We start from the raw sequence: 16,112 nt of genomic DNA on the forward strand, positions 1-16,112 counted from the left end.
CACAGTACAAGGGAGAGGATTCCTGTGGAAACCAAACAATACCCCGATATGGAGTGTGACGTCGTCATTGCCGGTTGCGGCGTGGCGGGCCTGTATGCGGCTCTTAATCTGCCGACGAGCACACGCGTAATCATGCTCTCCAAGGGCGCCGTCGATGAGTGCGATTCGATGCTCGCGCAGGGCGGCATCTGCGTGCTGCCCGAAGGTTCTGACTACGATGCCTTCTTTGAGGACACCATGCACGCCGGCCATTACGAGAACCGCCGCGAGAGTGTAGACATCATGATTCGCTCGAGCCGTTCGGTCATCAACGACCTGCTGGCCATGGGCGTGGACTTTGAGCGCAAGGCCGACGGCAGCCTCGACTTTACCCGCGAGGGCGCGCACAGCCGCCCGCGCATCGCCTTCCATGCCGATATTACGGGCAAGGAGATTACGACCAAGCTGCTCCAGGCTGTCCGCAAGCTGGACAACGTGCAGATTCTCGAACACGTTGCCATGACCGACATCCTGACTGCCGAGCGCGATGGCGCCACGGTGTGCACCGGCGTCGTCGCCGTCGCCGTGGACGAGGACGAATCAGCTCGCCCCGCCGACGAGCTGGCAAATGCCGCCGAGGGCGTGCGTGCCGGTAAGCCGTTTAAGATCCATGCCCGCCATACGCTGTGGGCAACGGGCGGTATCGGTGGCGTGTACGACCACTCGACCAACTACCCGCAGCTCACCGGTGACGCCTGCTACATCGCGCAGGAGCACGGCATCACGATGGAGCACCTGGACTACGTGCAGATCCACCCCACGGGTCTGTTCTCGCCGCAGCCGGGCCGCACGTTCCTAATCAGCGAAAGCTGCCGCGGCGAGGGCGCGATTCTGCTCAATGCCGCTGGCGAGCGTTTTACCGACGAGTTGCAGCCGCGCGACGTGGTCGCCGCCGCCATCCGCGAGCAGATGAAGCAGGACGGCACCGAGCACGAGTGGCTGAGCTTTGCCCCCGTCGAGCGCGACGTGGTGACCGGGCACTTTGCCAATATCCGCGCGCGCTGCCTGGAGGACGGCCGCGACATCCTGGACGAGCCCATTCCCGTCACGCCTACGCAGCACTACTTTATGGGCGGCGTATGGGTCGACAAGGACGGCCGCACCTCGATGCCCGAGCTCTACGCCGCGGGCGAGACGGCCTGCAACGGTGTTCACGGCAAGAACCGCCTGGCTTCTAACAGCCTGCTCGAGTCCCTGGTTTGGGGTCGCCGCGCCGCGTGGTACATGCGCACCGGCGAGTCGCTGGCCGTGGAGCAGGCCGGCGAGCCCGCACTTGACGGGCGCCACCGCGCCCTGAGCGCTGATACCCTTGCAATCGATGATTTGGCCCGTGCCGCCGGCACGCAGGCCGTGGAGGAGTAGACCATGAATCCCATTACCATGAAGCTCGTCGTCGATGATCTGATTCTGCAGGCCCTGCGCGAGGACATCACCTTTGAGGACGTGAGCACGGCGAGCGTGTGCCCCACGGCGCGCCCCGCTACCGTTGAGCTCATCGCCAAGGCCGACGGCATCATCGCCGGCCTGGACGTATTCGCCCGCACCTTTGAGCTGCTGGATCCGCAGAGCTCCGTGCTGTTCGATGTCGCGGATGGCGACGAAGTGCATGCCGGCGACCATGTGGGCCAAGTGCGCGGCGACGCGCGCGTGCTGCTTTCGGGCGAGCGCGTTGCGCTCAACTACCTGCAGCGCATGAGCGGCATCGCCACCTATACGCACCAGATGGCCGCGGCGCTCGAGGGCACCAAGACCGTGCTCGTCGACACGCGCAAGACCACGCCGGGCATGCGTGTCTTCGAGAAGGCCGCAGTCGAGATCGGCGGTGGCAGCAACCACCGTTACAACCTGTCGACGGCTGTCATGCTCAAGGACAACCACATCGACGCCGCCGGTGGCGTGGCGCGCGCGATCGAGATGGCGCGTGCCCATGCGTCCTTTACCACGACGGTCGAGATCGAGTGCGAGAACCTGGATATGGTGCGCGAGGCCGTTGAGGCCGGTGCCGACATCATCATGCTCGACAACATGACGCACGACGATATGGCTGCCGCGATTGAGCTTATCGCCGGTCGCGCCAAGACCGAGTGCTCGGGCAACGTGGACGCCAACAATATCCGCGCGCTCGCCGACCTGGGCGTTGACTTTATCAGCTCGGGGGCGTTGACGCACTCTGCGCCGATTCTCGACCTCTCGCTCAAGCACCTGCGTCTGCTGGACGGTAAATAATGGATGCCCGCGAGCGTCGCCGTTCCATCATGGCCGTGCTCGAGGGAGCCAAAGATCCCGTCTCGGGCAGTGCGCTTGCCCGCGAGGTGGGTGTGAGCCGTCAGGTCGTGGTGCAGGACATCGCCCTGCTGCGCGCCGACGGGCACGATATCGTCGCCACCAATCGCGGCTATGTACTACAGGAGGCCCCCAGCAGCCCCGCCGTGCCCACGCGTCTGGTCAAGGTTCGCCACGGCGTGGAGCAGGCGGGCGATGAGCTCACGAGCATCGTCGACGCGGGCGGCGCCGTGCTCAACGTAATCGTCAATCACCGCGTATACGGCAAGATCACGGCCGACCTGGACATCCGCAATCGTCGCGATGTTGAGCGCTACCTGCACGATATCGAGAGCGGCAAGAGCTTTCCGCTGCTAACGGTAACCAGCGGCTATCACTTCCACCGTATTGCGGCAGAAGACGAGCAGACTCTCGACGAGATCGAGACCATGCTCAAGGAGAAAGGCTACTTGGCGGACCTAATGCCCTACGAAGACGACCTGTCCTAGTAACGACGAATGCAAAAGGAGGCCTCCGCGGCGATGCGGAGGCCTCCTTTTTGTGCACGGTGTACTTGTGAGTGTGCAAGTGGGGGAGTTGTTACTCCTCGACGATCTCGGTGATCGCGCCGGCGGGGCAAGCGTCCTGGCAAGCGCCACAGGCGACGCAGGAATCCTCGTCAGCAACGGTAGCGACGTCCTGGAGCTCCAGAACGCCGGCGGGGCAGGAGTCGACGCAAACGCCACAAGCGATGCACTCGTCGGCATCAATTACGGGATGAGCCATGGTAGTTTCCTCTCTGTTGACCGACGCTACAGGCGATGCGCGTCGGTTTGATTCGGGCAAAAACATACCACGGGAGCGACCGTTTGCAATACCCTCTGACCGGCATCTTCATACCGTTCGCCGAGTATGCCGCGGCTTACTAAAAAACACGCAGGTGGGGCCGTTGAGCTGCGCAAATGTTAGCTAAAGGTGACTTGAAATATTGGGCGATTGAGCGCGCTTGCGGAAAACACGACCCGGAATCGGCGCTCAAAGCGGGTCGCGCTTTCCCCGGCGCAGCTTCAAGCCCAAACCTCAGTCAACTCTACATAGATCTCAATAGATTTGCTGAGAACTGCAACAGTCCATCTACCTGCGCTTTCGCGAACCTAAACTCTTGGAGATAAAAAATCTTATATGAATTGACTTAGATTTTGTATATTCCGGCCCATAAGGGGATACACTACATCCTGAAAGACAAGCCGAAGCGTCGCGCGGCAGTCCGCCGACGCGGCGCGAACGCAAAAGAGAGAGGGAATTTCTAATGAGTAAGATTCTTGGTATCGACCTTGGTACTACTAACTCCGCTATGGCCGTCCTCGAGGGCGGTTCTCCGACCATTATCGTGAACGCCGAGGGCGACCGCACCACCCCGTCCGTTGTTGGCTTCCGTGCTGACGGCGACCGCGTCGTGGGTAAGGCCGCTAAGAACCAGGCTGTCACCAACCCCAAGAACACCGTGTTCTCCATCAAGCGCTTCATGGGCCGCAAGTACTCCGAGTGCACCTCCGAGATCAAGACCGTGCCGTATGAGGTCAAGGAGGGCCAGGGTGGCCGTGCCGTCGTCGATATCGAGGGCAAGGATTACACCGCCGAGCAGGTGAGCGCCATGACGCTCGCAAAGATGAAGGCCGACGCCGAGAAGTATCTGGGCGAGACCGTCACCGACGCCGTCATCACCGTCCCGGCCTACTTCAACGACGCCCAGCGTCAGGCCACCAAGGATGCCGGTAAGATCGCCGGCCTCAACGTCAAGCGTATCGTCAACGAGCCGACCGCTGCCGCTCTTGCCTATGGTCTGGACAAGCAGGGCACCGACCAGCGCATCCTGGTCTTCGACCTGGGCGGCGGCACCTTCGATGTCTCCATCCTCGATCTCGCCGACGGCGTGTTTGAGGTTCTGTCCACCTCGGGCGACAACCACCTGGGCGGCGACGACTGGGATCAGCGCGTCATCGACTGGATGGCCGATAAGTTCCAGCAGGAGAACGGTGTCGACCTGCGTCAGGACCCCATGGCCCTGCAGCGTCTGAAGGAGGCCGCCGAGAACGCCAAGAAGGAGCTCTCTGCCGCCCAGCAGACCACCATCAACCTGCCGTTCATCACCATGAACCAGTCCGGCCCGCTGCACCTCAACTACACGCTGACCCGCGCCGAGTTCGAGAAGATCACCCGCGACCTGCTCGAGCGCTGCAAGCAGCCTGTCACCAACGCCCTGCGCGACGCCAAGCTTAAGCTCTCCGATCTGACCGAGGTCATCCTCGTCGGCGGCTCCACCCGTATGCCCGCCGTCCAGGAGCTCGTTAAGACCATGACCGGCAAGCAGCCCAACATGTCCGTGAACCCCGACGAGGTCGTTGCCGACGGCGCTGCCGTCCAGGGCGGCGTGCTCACCGGCGACGTCGAGGGCATCCTGCTGCTCGACGTTACCCCGCTGTCGCTGGGCGTCGAGACCATGGGCGGCATCATGACCAAGATGATCGACCGCAACACCACGATCCCGACCTCGAAGACCGAGGTCTACTCCACCGCTGCCGACAACCAGACCAGCGTCGAGATCAACGTGCTCCAGGGCGAGCGCGAGCTTGCCCGCGACAACAAGTCGCTCGGTAAGTTCCAGCTGACCGGTATCCCGGCTGCCCGCCGCGGCGTGCCGCAGATCGAGGTCACCTTCGACATCGACGCCAACGGCATCGTCAAGGTCTCCGCTAAGGACAAGGGTACCGGCAAGGAGCAGCAGATCACCATCTCCGGCTCCACCGCTCTGTCCGACGACGAAGTCGATCGTATGGTCAAGGACGCCGAGGCTCATGCCGAGGAGGACAAGAAGCAGAAGGAAGAGGTCGAGGTCCGCAACCAGACCGATAGCCTGTGCTACTCCACCGAGCAGACCCTCAACGAGCTGGGCGACAAGGTTTCCGCCGACGTGAAGTCCAAGGCCGAGGCCGCTATCGCCGACGCCAAGAAGGCGCTCGAGGGCTCTGACGTCGAGGCCATCAAGGCCGCTGGCGAGTCCCTGCAGTCCGTGGCCTACGAGCTTGCCCAGGTTGTCTACGCCGACGCTCAGCAGCAGACCGACGGTGCCGCCGGTGCCCAGCCTGCCGACGATGACGTTGTCGACGCCGACTACGAGGTTGTGGACGACGAGGACAAGTAATCATGTCCGCCCGTAAAGCTCGCACGGAGGCGGCCGCCGCTGGCACCGCCCCCGTTGACTCTGAGGAGAAGGACGTGAAGATTCCCGTAGAGGCCGTCGACGATACCGAGGCCAACGAGGCCGAGGCCGCCGAGGCTGCCGAGAACCAGGTAGAGGATTCCAACAAGGAGGCGACGATGACCGAGGACGAGATGGTGGAAGCTGCTATCCGCGCCGGTGAGGAAGCCGCCGATAACGACTTTAAGCTCAAGTTCGAGCAGGCCCAAAAGGAGCTCGCCGACGTGCGCAGCGAGCTCGATGCTGCGGCAGAGGCCCAGAAGGCCGCCGAGGACAAGGCAAAGGACGCCACCGAGCGTACCGCCCGTCTTCAGGCCGACTGGGAGAACTTCCGTCGCCGCACTGCCAACGAGCGCATCGCCGAGCGCGAGCGCGCGACCGAGAAGCTCGTCACTGCGCTGCTGCCGGTGGTTGACGATATCGAGCGTGCAATCGACCATGCCCGTAGCCAGGAGCTTTCCGACGATTTTAAGCAGTTCGTCGATGGCGTTGATGCGGTGCATGCCAAGCTGCTCGATGTGTTTGCGCACGAGGGCGTTGAGCCCATCGACCCCAAGGGCGAGGCGTTCGATCCGCTCGAGCACCAGGCCGTGGGGCGTGTCGAGGACGCATCGCAGTACGACGAGACCGTCAACGACGTGTACCAGAAGGGCTACCGCATGGCGGATCGCATCCTGCGTTCCGCGATGGTGACGGTGACCTACGGTGGCGAGAAACGCCCCGCACCGGAGCCCGAGGCGGCGCCCGAGGATGCCGCGGCCGATACGGCCGAGAGCACCGAGGAGTAATTGAGAAGGGCCCCGGGGCAACACCCGGGGCCCTTTCTGGCCTAGTGCCATATGACAGCATGAGCCGCCGTCCGCAGGGACGGCGGATATAACAGGAGAGGAGCTACGATGGCTGCAGGCAAAACCTTCTATGACATCCTGGGCGTATCCAAGAGCGCCTCCGACAAAGAGATCAAGAGCGCGTTTCGCAAGCTCGCGCAAAAATATCACCCCGATGCCGGCGGCGACGAGGCCAAGTTTAAGGAGATTAGCGAGGCCTACGAGACGCTTTCGGACGAGAAGAAGCGCAAAGAGTACGACCAGATGCTCATGTTCGGCGGCATGCCGGGCGCGGGCGGCGCGTATAGCGGTGGCTACGGCGCCGGTGCCGGCGCGAGCGGTTGGGGCGATATCTTCGACAGCATCTTTAGCGGCAACGGCGCTTGGGGCAGCGATTGGGGCTCGGGCTTTGCCGGGGCCGCGGGCGCTGCCGGTGCGGGCGCGGGCCGCAACCGTGCGCGCAAGGGCGGCGACCTGTCGCTGACCGTCGACGTAACGGCCGAGGACGCGTTCCGCGGTGTGACGCACAAGGTTACCTACCGCATTCCCTCGACGGGCGAGCAGCAGACCATTACGGTCTCGGTGCCTGCGGGCGCGGTCGACGGAGGCAAGCTGCGTTACAAGCGTCGCGGCGAGTACGGCGTTGCCGGAGGCGAGCGCGGCGACCTGGTCGTGACCACGCATGTGGAGGAGCATCCGCTGTTTAAGCGCAAGGGTGCCGACGTGACCATGGAGGTGCCGATCTCGGTCTACGAGGCGGCGCTCGGCTGCACGGTGGATGTGCCCACGCCCGGCGGCGCGACGGTTCGTCTGAAGGTGCCCGCTGGCACCCAGACGGGCAAGAAGTTCCGCTTTAAGGAGATGGGTGCGCCCGACGTTAAGCATCGCGGCCGCACGGGTGCGCTGCTCGTCGAGATCAAGGTGCAGGTTCCCTCGAACCTGTCCGACGATGAGCGCGATGCCATGACCAGGCTGCGCGAGGCCGACACGCGCGATTATCGCGAGAAGGTCAACCGTTACAAGGCGACGTTCTAGGGCGGTCGTGGCGCACGGCCGTGCCCGCGGGCTTATGATGGACGATAACGAGACGGAAAGGGGTCAGGTAGCATGGCCGAGGACAATAGGAACAAACCGCTGTACATGATCAGCGTGGCGGCCGAGCTGACCGGCATGCATCCGCAGACTCTGCGCGTCTACGAGTCCAAGGGCCTGGTGAACCCCCAGCGCTCGGGCGGCAATACGCGTCTGTATTCGCGTGCCGATATCGAGCGCCTGGAGCTCATCAACCAGCTGACCGACGAGGGCATCAACCTTGCCGGCGTGGTGCGCATCCTCGATATGAAGGAGCGTGCCGAGGAGCGCGAGCGCGAGAACGAGAAGCTCCGCGCCCGCGTACGCCAACTCGAGGAAGAGCTGCACGAGTACAAGATGCAGAAGAAGATCACCGCCCTGGCCCCGCGCGACGGCTCAGTCAACCCCGAGCAAGTCATGCGCAAGCTACTGGGCGCCGGCGGAGATCTCTAGGTTCCGCCGTTCTGACGAACGGCGGACCAGTTGACGCTGCGCGCCGTCCAGAGCGACAATTTGTCATTCAAAGGGCAAGGCATGACCAGAAGGTCTATGCCTTGCCTTTTTCATGCCAACTTGTTCGCTCTGGACGGCGTTCGCTGTCCGTCCTCTGCCTGCGGCGTTGCCTTGCTCCGGATGCGGTAGGGTAGTCATTGGGGACGTTCTTAAATGACTAGTCGAAAGGGACGCTCTTGCACAAAATCTTCCGGCCCTCGACCGGCACGTCCTTTACTTTACCTAGATAAAGTGAACGTGCAGATTCGTAACCCACTCGCAACCGTTCTATGGCACGATATTGAACGAATGTATGCTATGCGCCCGAGCCTTTCGGGCAGAGTGGGAGACAGTATGGTTAAGCTGTACGAGGACGGCATCTACCTGCGCGGCGGCAGCGAGGTCGTGCCTGCGGCCGAGGCTGCCGAGCGCGGCATTACGCAGACGCCCGAGGACGCCAAGCGTGGCACCATCGCGTATTCGATCTTTCAGGCACACAACACGTCCGGAGACCCCGAGGCGCTCAAGATTCGTTTCGATGCCATGGCGAGCCACGACATCACCTTTGTCGGCATCATCCAGACGGCGCGCGCCTCGGGCATGGAACAGTTCCCGCTGCCCTACGTGCTCACCAACTGCCATAACTCGCTGTGCGCCGTGGGCGGCACCATCAACGAGGACGACCACGTCTTTGGCCTCTCAGCTGCCAAGAAGTACGGCGGCATCTTCGTCCCGCCGCACATCGCCGTCATCCACTCCTTTATGCGTGAGAACTTCGCCGGTTGCGGCAAGATGATCTTGGGCTCCGACTCGCACACCCGCTATGGCGCCCTGGGCACCATGGCCGTGGGCGAGGGCGGCGGCGAGCTGGCAAAGCAGCTGCTGCGCGACACCTACGATGTCGCCTATCCCGGCGTCGTCGCCATCTACCTCACGGGCGCCCCGCGTCCTGGCGTCGGCCCGCACGACGTGGCGCTCGCCATCATCAAGGCGGTCTTTGCCAAGGGCTACGTTAAGAACAAGGTCATGGAGTTTGTGGGCCCCGGCATCGCGAGCATGACGACCGACTACCGCAACGGCGTCGATGTCATGACCACCGAGACCACCTGCCTGTCGAGCATCTGGGCCACCGACGAGGACACGCGCGCGTTTTTGACCATGCACGGCCGCGGCGACGACTACCGCGAGCTCAAGCCCGCCGATGTCGCCTACTACGACGGCTGCGTCGAGGTCGACCTGTCGAGCATCAAGCCCATGATCGCGCTGCCGTTCCATCCTTCCAACGGCTTTGAGATCGACGAGCTCAACGAGAACCTCGAGGACATCCTGCACGAGGTGGAACTCGAGGCTGCCAAGATCGGCGAGGGCAAGACGCACTTTAGCCTGCTCGATAAGATTGTCGACGGCAAGCTGCACGTGCAGCAGGGCGTTATCGCCGGTTGCTCGGGCGGCAACTACGATTCCGTGGTCCAGGCTGCCCGCGTACTCAAGGGCGCCAACACCGGCTGCGGCGAGTTCTCGCTGTCGGTCTATCCCACGAGCCAGCCCGTGGCACTCGAGCTTACGCGCCGTGGCTATATCTACGACCTTATGGAGGCCGGCGCAATCGTGCGCACAGCGTTCTGCGGCCCGTGCTTTGGCGCCGGCGACACGCCCGCCAACAACGGCCTTTCGATCCGCCACACTACGCGCAACTTCCCCAACCGCGAGGGTTCCAAGCCGGGCAATGGCCAGCTGAGCGCCGTGGCCTTGATGGACGCCCGCTCCATTGCGGCAACGGCTGCCAACGGTGGCGTTCTGACGCCGGCGACCGAGTTGCCCGAGGAGACTTGGGACGAGGCCTGCGAGTACACCTTTGACGACGCGCCGTATAAAAAGCGCGTGTACTGGGGCTTTGGCAAGGCGGAGCCTGCTGACGAGTTGGTCGAAGGCCCCAACATCAAGCCGTGGCCCGCGATGGAGCCCCTCGGCGACGACATCCTGCTCAAGGTGTGCTCCAAGATCATGGACCCGGTCACTACGACCGACGAGCTCATTCCCTCGGGCGAGACGAGCTCCTTCCGCTCCAACCCGCTGGGCCTGGCCGAGTTTACGCTGAGCCGCCGCGATCCGGCCTACGTCGGTCGTTCCAAGGAGGTCGACGCCGTGGAGAAGCGCCGCGTGGCCGGCGAGGCCGCGGGGGACCTGGCGGCGCTCGATGCCGAGCTTGCCGGCGTGTTTGAGGCACTGGCCAGCGCGGGTGTCGCGGCCGATGCCAAGGCGACCGAGTATGGCTCCATGCTCTATGCCAAGAAGCCCGGTGACGGTTCCGCCCGCGAGCAGGCTGCGAGCTGCCAGCGCGTAATTGGCGGCCTGGCCAACATCGTCCACGAGTACGCCACCAAGCGCTATCGCTCCAACGTGATGAACTGGGGCATGGTGCCCTTCCAGATGGAGGCTGAGCCCAACTTTGAGGTGGACGACTACGTCTTTGTGCCGGGTATCCGCGCCGCGCTCGACGGCGATCTGAGGGGCATCGCCGCCTACGTGGTGCGCGCCGATGGTGCGGTCGAGCAGATTGAGCTCTACATTGCCGATATGACGGCAGAGGAGCGCGCCATCGTCAAGGCCGGCTGCCTGATCAACTACAACAAGTTCAAGGCCGCTGCCGAGTAACGCGCTTAATTGTCCGCCCGGGGCTCACCCTTTCCCGCTCGCTCACGCGCTTCGCGAGGGTCGCGTTCGGGAAAGGATAAGCCCCGGGCTACATTTCTGCGTTCTCGTTGGGTCTTGAGGGACGCTAATAAATAGACTTGCTTGATGCCGCCTCTGTTGTCGGGGCGGCTTCTTTTTGTCGAAAACCGCCACAAAGGGGGCAGACATCTTTGTGGTGGTCCGCGGTTTGTCTTGTTCTGTAACAGGTAGACCCTTATTTGCCGAGTAGTTGTTACAGATTTAGATAAACGGAAACTGCTGAACATTTCGTCTCGATCTGTAACATCTGAGGTCCAAAACGGCAGCTAGGTGTTACAGATCGAGACAGTTGAGCGCCAGAGTCGAAAACCACCACAAAGGGGCCTGTCCCTTTCATGGTGGTGGGGGGCGAGCTCGATGCTGCCGTGCTCGCTGAACGACATTCTAATGAGCGTCTCTACAGGATTTCATCTGGGCTGGCGGGCTTGGTTGTTTTGGGGATGCCGAGTTTGGATGACGCGAAATCGTCAACATTGTCCTTAATTCCGTCTTTGGTGTAGACAGTGACCGTATAGGTGCTGTGCCCGAATTCGCTCTTGTCGCGTGTCGCCCAGGCCTGCCAGTAGGCAGCCCCGCTTCGCCCTTGGATTTTTCCGATACGGCGGAGTTCTGTTCGCTTTAATTTCCGGTCGCTATAGATGGTTCGACCGGCCTCCTCGGTGAGTCCGCACTGCCCAAGCAGCTTGTCGAGGACTTGGTTCATATGGCGCTCGTCGGTGTTTGGAGCATAGTCGTAAGCGAGGGTGATGGAGTCAAGAGGCCGGTCGTCGATCAGATAATTCATCGCCTGAGGGTCAAGGCAGAAATAAGGAGAGCATCCGTCGACCTGGCCGAGCAACGGTAACTTGGACTGCCAAAGTCCGGTGGGAATTCTATCTTCGTAGAAAACACCGCGGCAGATAAAGGAGAGCGAGGTGGCACGCGAGCCAGCGTCGACCATTCCGCATAAATCGAAGGGCGAGGCGATACCAAGGGAAAAGGGCGTGACGACGATAAAGAAGAACATCGCGATGGGTATGGCGAGAATGGCTATGACGTTGCGACCGGTGGAATGAGACGGCTTCATATGCGCTCCTCGAGACAAAGATCTGTTGAGGATAGGCAGAAATGGATATGTTCAGAGAACAATTCAAGTTTAATCTCATGGCGCGAGATGGTCGACCGTTAGCGTCGAAAACCGCCACAAAGGTGCCTGTCCTCTTTGTGGTGGTGAGGAGCGCGCGGCTTCTTTTGGTAATAGTGTTAGCTGGCGGTATCATTGGTGCAGGTGGCGAAGGTTTGCATTGTGGGGTGTTTTGCCGTGAGCCGTTTTGCCCGTATTGGATTGATTGTCTTGGCGCTTGCGATCGCTGTGGTTGGCGCGGGCGCTGTCGGTATGGCATTTCTACCTGCTGCGGTGACGGAGCCGGTGGTCAAGCCTGTGACTCAATCTGTCGAACTTCTGACCGGCGACGTCAAACCTGAGACCATTACTGTTGATTTTGATGAGCAGCCTGCCGCGCTGGGCATTAGCAATTATCCGCGCATTCAGCTTGGGGCCATGCGCTACACCATGGACGCGAGCCTAATCAGCAAAGCAACCGAGCTACTCAAGGGCAAAACATTTAAGCGTTGGTACGGATATGCGTCCTATCGGGCAAAAGCGAACGATATGGTTGGCGGATGTCACTCTTCCATCGAGCTGGACACCGCGAATGGCACTAAGTTATGTGATGTTTCGTACGATCCTGGCTACGAGGGCAATGAGGGGCCGGGTATCTACATCTTGGACGGCGATGTCGCCTATGTCATGGAGGGCAACCAGACCGAGCTCAACGATTTTATGGGTCAGTGCATTCAGGATGCCTATGAACAGACCTGCTTGCCCGACCCGCAGGCTGCACGCGATAGTGGGTCTGCCCGTACATGGTTGTTCGAGGATGAGATGTCCTGGAACGCCGAATCGGGAAGCACGGGTTCGGCGAAGGAGTAGAGACCGCGACCACCACAAAGGTACCCGTCCCCTTTGTAGTAGTTCTCGGTTTGTCTCGATCTGTAACATCTTGGCCGCTAAAAGTGGGCCTGGTGTTACAGATTTAGATTTTCGATTCAGGTGTCTTCGTTCGTCTCGATTTGTAACAGATAGAGCTCTATTTGCCGAGTAGATGTTACAGATTGAGACAAACGGGTGCCGCTGGTCATTTCATCTCGATCTGTAACATCTAGAGCCATAAACAGCCGCTAGATGTTACAGATTGAGATAGTAAGGGGACGAGGCCGCAGCGGGCGAGCGTGCCTGCTCCCTATCTCTCAATCACTCAGAAAATCTTATATATAGAGACTTAGATTTGTGTATAAGATCGAGCAAAGCTGGCAACAATACTTCTCGAACAACGTGAAGCCGCCCCGTAGGGCGGCCACCCCAAGAGAGGTGATTCCATGAGAATCGATAAGCTAGCAATGACGTCGCGCGAGGCGCTGCAGACCGCCATGAGCACGGCTGCCGACGCGCAGGCCGGCGCGGTGGAGCCGATTCACCTGCTGTCTGCCCTGCTCGGTGCCGGCGAGCGCAATATCTCCGTGATCATCGAGCGCATCGGTGCCGACCCGGCTCAGCTTGCACGCTCCACACAAGATGCCATCGACCACGCGCCCAAGGTTTCGGGCGAGGGCCAGCAGATGGGCCTGTCCAACGAGCTCGTCCGCGTCATCGAAAAGGCCGAGAAGAAGGCCACCAAGATGGGCGACAGCTTTGTGGTGACCGAGCATCTGCTGATGGCGCTTGCCGAGGACAAGGGCGAGGCCGGCCGCGTTCTGCGCGACGCAGGCGTTACCAAGGAGCGCATCGAGCAAGTCTACGAGGAGCTGCGCGGCGATGACCGCGTGACGTCTGCCGAGGACAAGACGCAGTTTGAGGCGCTGGAGCAGTACGGTCGCAACATCTGCGACCTCGCCCGCGCCGGCAAGCTCGACCCGGTCATCGGCCGTACTGACGAGATCCGCCGCACCATTCAGGTCCTGTCCCGCCGCACCAAGAACAACCCCGTGCTCATCGGTGAGCCGGGCGTCGGTAAGACGGCCATCGTCGAGGGCATCGCCCAGCGTATCGTGGCCGGCGACGTGCCGAGCACGCTGCGCGACCGTGATCTCATCGAGCTCGACATGAGCGCGCTGGTCGCCGGCGCCAAGTACCGCGGCGAGTTCGAGGACCGCTTGAAGGCCGTGCTCAAGGAGGTACAGAAGTCCGAGGGCAAGGTCATCCTGTTCATCGATGAGCTCCATACCATCGTGGGCGCGGGTGCCACCGAGGGCTCCATGGACGCCGGCAACATCCTGAAGCCGGCGCTTGCCCGTGGCGACTTGCATGCGATCGGCGCGACTACGCTTGACGAATACCGCAAGTACATCGAGAAGGACGCGGCGCTCGCCCGTCGTTTCCAGACCGTGATGGTCAGCGAGCCTACCGTCGAGGACACCATCTCGATTCTGCGTGGCATCAAGGAGAAGTACGAGATCTTCCACGGCGTGCACATCACCGATAGCGCGCTCGTGGCGGCTGCCGACCTCTCCGATCGCTACATCGCCGACCGCTTCCTGCCCGACAAGGCCATCGACCTGGTCGATGAGGCGGCAAGCCGCCTGCGCATGGAACTCGACAGCATGCCGGTCGAAATCGACGCCACCACGCGTCAGCTCACCCAGCTGCAGATCGAGGAGCAGGCGCTTATGAAGGAGACCGACGACGCCTCCAAGGAGCGTCTGGAGGCCCTACGTCAGGAGATCGCCGAGGTCCAGGAAAAGCTCAACGTGCAAAAGGCCGGCTGGCTCAACCAAAAGAACGCCATCGACCACGTGCAGGAGCTCAAGGGGCAGCTCGACGAGGCCAAGAGCGAAGAGGAGCGCGCGACGCGCAACGGCGATCTGGGCCGCGCGTCCGAGCTGCGCTATTCCGTGATCCCGGGTCTGCAGCAGCAGATTCAGGAGTCCGAGGCTGCACTCGAGGCGCAAAAGCAGCAGGATGGCGAGGGCCTCAACGAGCAGGTGACCTCCGATGAGATCGCCGAGGTCGTGAGCGCCTGGACCGGCGTGCCCGTGTCCAAGATGATGCAGGGCGAGCTCGACAAGCTGAAGGGCTTGGAGGGCGAGCTGCATAAGCGCGTCATCGGCCAGGACGAGGCCGTCTCCGCTGTCGCCGCAGCTGTGCGCCGCAGCCGTGCGGGCCTCTCCGATCCGGACAAGCCCATCGGCAGCTTCTTCTTCCTGGGCCCCACCGGCGTAGGCAAGACCGAGCTCGCCAAGGCGCTTGCCGAGTGCCTGTTCGATGACGAGCGCGCGCTCGTGCGTATTGACATGTCCGAGTACATGGAGAAGTTCAGCGTCCAGCGTCTGATTGGTGCGCCTCCGGGATACGTGGGCTATGACGAGGGCGGCCAGCTCACCGAGGCCGTGCGCCGTCGTCCGTACTCAGTGATTTTGCTCGACGAGATGGAGAAGGCCCATCCGGATGTCTTCAACGTGCTGTTGCAGGTGCTCGACGACGGCCGTCTGACCGATGGCCAGGGTCGCCAGGTGTCCTTCAAGAACACGATTATCATCATGACGTCCAACGTGGGCTCCAAGGCCATCGCCGATCTGTCCGGTAAGGACGAGGAGGAGATGCGCCATCAGGTCGACGCCGCCATGGCTCAGACCTTCCGCCCCGAGTTCCTCAACCGTATCGACGATATCGTGGTGTTCCATCCGCTCGGCATGGCGCAGATCGAGAAGATCGTCGATATCCAGCTTGCCGACGTCCGCGCGCGTCTGGCCAAGGAGCGCATGACGCTTGCCATCACCCCGGCGGCCAAGCAGATGCTCGCCGTGGGCGGCCTGGACCCGGTCTTTGGTGCCCGTCCGCTCAAGCGCCTGGTCCAGCGCGAGGTCGTGGACGCCATCGCCGCCGCCATCATCGATGGCACGGTTCGCGAGGGCGATCAGGTGACGGTCGATGTCGACAAGGACGGCGGCTTTACCGTCGTGTGCGACAACACGCCGGCGGCCACCTACGAGATTCCCGACGCCGAGTAGATTTTGGGCCATGCCTTAAAATCTGCCAGCCGTCTCTAAACGCCAAGGGCGGCGGATCCAATTGGGTCCGCCGCCCTTTTTCGTGCGACAATCGATGATGTTGAACACGATTGCATGGCAAGGAGATATGCAGATGATAGACAAGAACAAGACGAACACGCCGGCGACCGATGCCGCATCCGCCGCACCCAAGCCCACGTCCAAACCGGCACCCAAGCCGCGCGACCCCTACATCCGTGCCGAGAACGAGGACGACGACGGCTACGATCCCTACAGCGACCGCCGCCCCGAGCGCGAGCCGATGTTCGAAGCCGATCCGTGGCGCTGAGTGCCACCCAAAAGGCCACCAATAAGTTGCGGTGAAATAGGGACTGTTTTGCGGT

General features: G+C 61.9%; 13 protein-coding genes. 11 read left to right on the top strand and 2 right to left on the bottom strand.

Annotated elements, in window-relative coordinates:
* Positions 1-24 precede the first annotated feature (24 nt).
* From OIL88_02415 to OIL88_02425, 3 genes are read left to right on the top strand one after another with little or no spacing between them, the layout of a single operon-like run.
* The gene (locus OIL88_02415; protein HJI71229.1) at positions 25-1,401 is read left to right on the top strand and encodes an FAD-binding protein; all 1,377 of its coding nucleotides are present in this window, start codon (positions 25-27) and stop codon (positions 1,399-1,401) included.
* Between the two features lie 3 nt (positions 1,402-1,404).
* Positions 1,405-2,265 (top strand): carboxylating nicotinate-nucleotide diphosphorylase, encoded by an 861-nt coding sequence (gene nadC, locus OIL88_02420; protein ID HJI71230.1) that lies wholly within the window; start codon positions 1,405-1,407, stop codon positions 2,263-2,265.
* Positions 2,265-2,810, top strand: coding sequence for a transcription repressor NadR (locus OIL88_02425; GenBank protein ID HJI71231.1), 546 nt, complete (start codon positions 2,265-2,267; stop codon positions 2,808-2,810). The genes nadC and OIL88_02425 overlap by 1 nt, the downstream gene beginning before the upstream one ends.
* Before the next feature lie 91 nt (positions 2,811-2,901).
* Here OIL88_02425 and OIL88_02430 read toward each other — a convergent pair whose 3' ends face one another.
* Positions 2,902-3,153, bottom strand: a complete 252-nt coding sequence (locus tag OIL88_02430) for a 4Fe-4S binding protein (GenBank protein HJI71232.1) — start codon at positions 3,151-3,153, stop codon at positions 2,902-2,904.
* A 457-nt stretch (positions 3,154-3,610) separates the two neighbouring features.
* On the opposite strand from OIL88_02430, the gene dnaK reads away from it, so the two are divergent.
* From dnaK to OIL88_02455, 5 genes are all read left to right on the top strand, one after another.
* Entirely contained in the window at positions 3,611-5,503 is a 1,893-nt protein-coding gene (dnaK, locus tag OIL88_02435) for a molecular chaperone DnaK (protein ID HJI71233.1), read from the top strand.
* A 2-nt stretch (positions 5,504-5,505) separates the two neighbouring features.
* The gene (locus tag OIL88_02440) at positions 5,506-6,348 is read left to right on the top strand and encodes a nucleotide exchange factor GrpE (protein HJI71234.1); all 843 of its coding nucleotides are present in this window, start codon (positions 5,506-5,508) and stop codon (positions 6,346-6,348) included.
* Positions 6,349-6,456: 108 nt separating this feature from the next.
* Positions 6,457-7,422 carry a DnaJ domain-containing protein gene (locus OIL88_02445; protein ID HJI71235.1) on the top strand — a complete coding sequence of 322 codons (966 nt, stop codon included), beginning with the start codon at positions 6,457-6,459 and terminating at the stop codon, positions 7,420-7,422.
* Between the two features lie 72 nt (positions 7,423-7,494).
* On the top strand, positions 7,495-7,911 hold the full coding sequence (locus OIL88_02450; protein HJI71236.1) for a helix-turn-helix transcriptional regulator: 417 nt from the start codon (positions 7,495-7,497) through the stop codon (positions 7,909-7,911).
* A 393-nt stretch (positions 7,912-8,304) separates the two neighbouring features.
* Positions 8,305-10,605, top strand: a complete 2,301-nt coding sequence (locus OIL88_02455) for a hydratase (GenBank protein HJI71237.1) — start codon at positions 8,305-8,307, stop codon at positions 10,603-10,605.
* A 475-nt stretch (positions 10,606-11,080) separates the two neighbouring features.
* Here OIL88_02455 and OIL88_02460 read toward each other — a convergent pair whose 3' ends face one another.
* A complete protein-coding gene (locus OIL88_02460; GenBank protein HJI71238.1) occupies positions 11,081-11,749 on the bottom strand; it encodes a hypothetical protein in 669 nt (222 codons plus the stop codon).
* A gap of 234 nt (positions 11,750-11,983) precedes the next feature.
* Here OIL88_02460 and OIL88_02465 point away from each other — a divergent pair, with 234 nt between their 5' ends.
* The 3 genes from OIL88_02465 to OIL88_02475 all read left to right on the top strand — a co-directional run bounded on the left by OIL88_02465 (position 11,984) and on the right by OIL88_02475 (position 16,057).
* A complete protein-coding gene (locus tag OIL88_02465; GenBank protein ID HJI71239.1) occupies positions 11,984-12,655 on the top strand; it encodes a hypothetical protein in 672 nt (223 codons plus the stop codon).
* Positions 12,656-13,101: 446 nt separating this feature from the next.
* On the top strand, positions 13,102-15,729 hold the full coding sequence (gene clpB, locus OIL88_02470) for an ATP-dependent chaperone ClpB (protein HJI71240.1): 2,628 nt from the start codon (positions 13,102-13,104) through the stop codon (positions 15,727-15,729).
* Positions 15,730-15,862: 133 nt separating this feature from the next.
* A complete protein-coding gene (locus OIL88_02475) occupies positions 15,863-16,057 on the top strand; it encodes a hypothetical protein (protein ID HJI71241.1) in 195 nt (64 codons plus the stop codon).
* Positions 16,058-16,112: the final 55 nt, after the last annotated feature.

Source organism: Coriobacteriaceae bacterium (genome assembly GCA_025992855.1).
GTDB lineage: Bacteria > Actinomycetota > Coriobacteriia > Coriobacteriales > Coriobacteriaceae > Collinsella.

Excerpts from the sequence above, each read along its gene's own strand:
- OIL88_02475 (HJI71241.1), top strand. The coding sequence starts at position 15,863 with ATGATAGACAAGAACAAGACGAACACGCCGGCGACCGATGCCGCATCC.
- OIL88_02445 (HJI71235.1), top strand. The coding sequence starts at position 6,457 with ATGGCTGCAGGCAAAACCTTCTATGACATCCTGGGCGTATCCAAGAGC.
- OIL88_02460 (HJI71238.1), bottom strand. The coding sequence starts at position 11,749 with ATGAAGCCGTCTCATTCCACCGGTCGCAACGTCATAGCCATTCTCGCC.
- dnaK (HJI71233.1), top strand. The coding sequence starts at position 3,611 with ATGAGTAAGATTCTTGGTATCGACCTTGGTACTACTAACTCCGCTATG.
- OIL88_02455 (HJI71237.1), top strand. The coding sequence starts at position 8,305 with ATGGTTAAGCTGTACGAGGACGGCATCTACCTGCGCGGCGGCAGCGAG.
- OIL88_02425 (HJI71231.1), top strand. The coding sequence starts at position 2,265 with ATGGATGCCCGCGAGCGTCGCCGTTCCATCATGGCCGTGCTCGAGGGA.
- OIL88_02450 (HJI71236.1), top strand. The coding sequence starts at position 7,495 with ATGGCCGAGGACAATAGGAACAAACCGCTGTACATGATCAGCGTGGCG.
- nadC (HJI71230.1), top strand. The coding sequence starts at position 1,405 with ATGAATCCCATTACCATGAAGCTCGTCGTCGATGATCTGATTCTGCAG.
- OIL88_02440 (HJI71234.1), top strand. The coding sequence starts at position 5,506 with ATGTCCGCCCGTAAAGCTCGCACGGAGGCGGCCGCCGCTGGCACCGCC.
- clpB (HJI71240.1), top strand. The coding sequence starts at position 13,102 with ATGAGAATCGATAAGCTAGCAATGACGTCGCGCGAGGCGCTGCAGACC.
- OIL88_02430 (HJI71232.1), bottom strand. The coding sequence starts at position 3,153 with ATGTTTTTGCCCGAATCAAACCGACGCGCATCGCCTGTAGCGTCGGTC.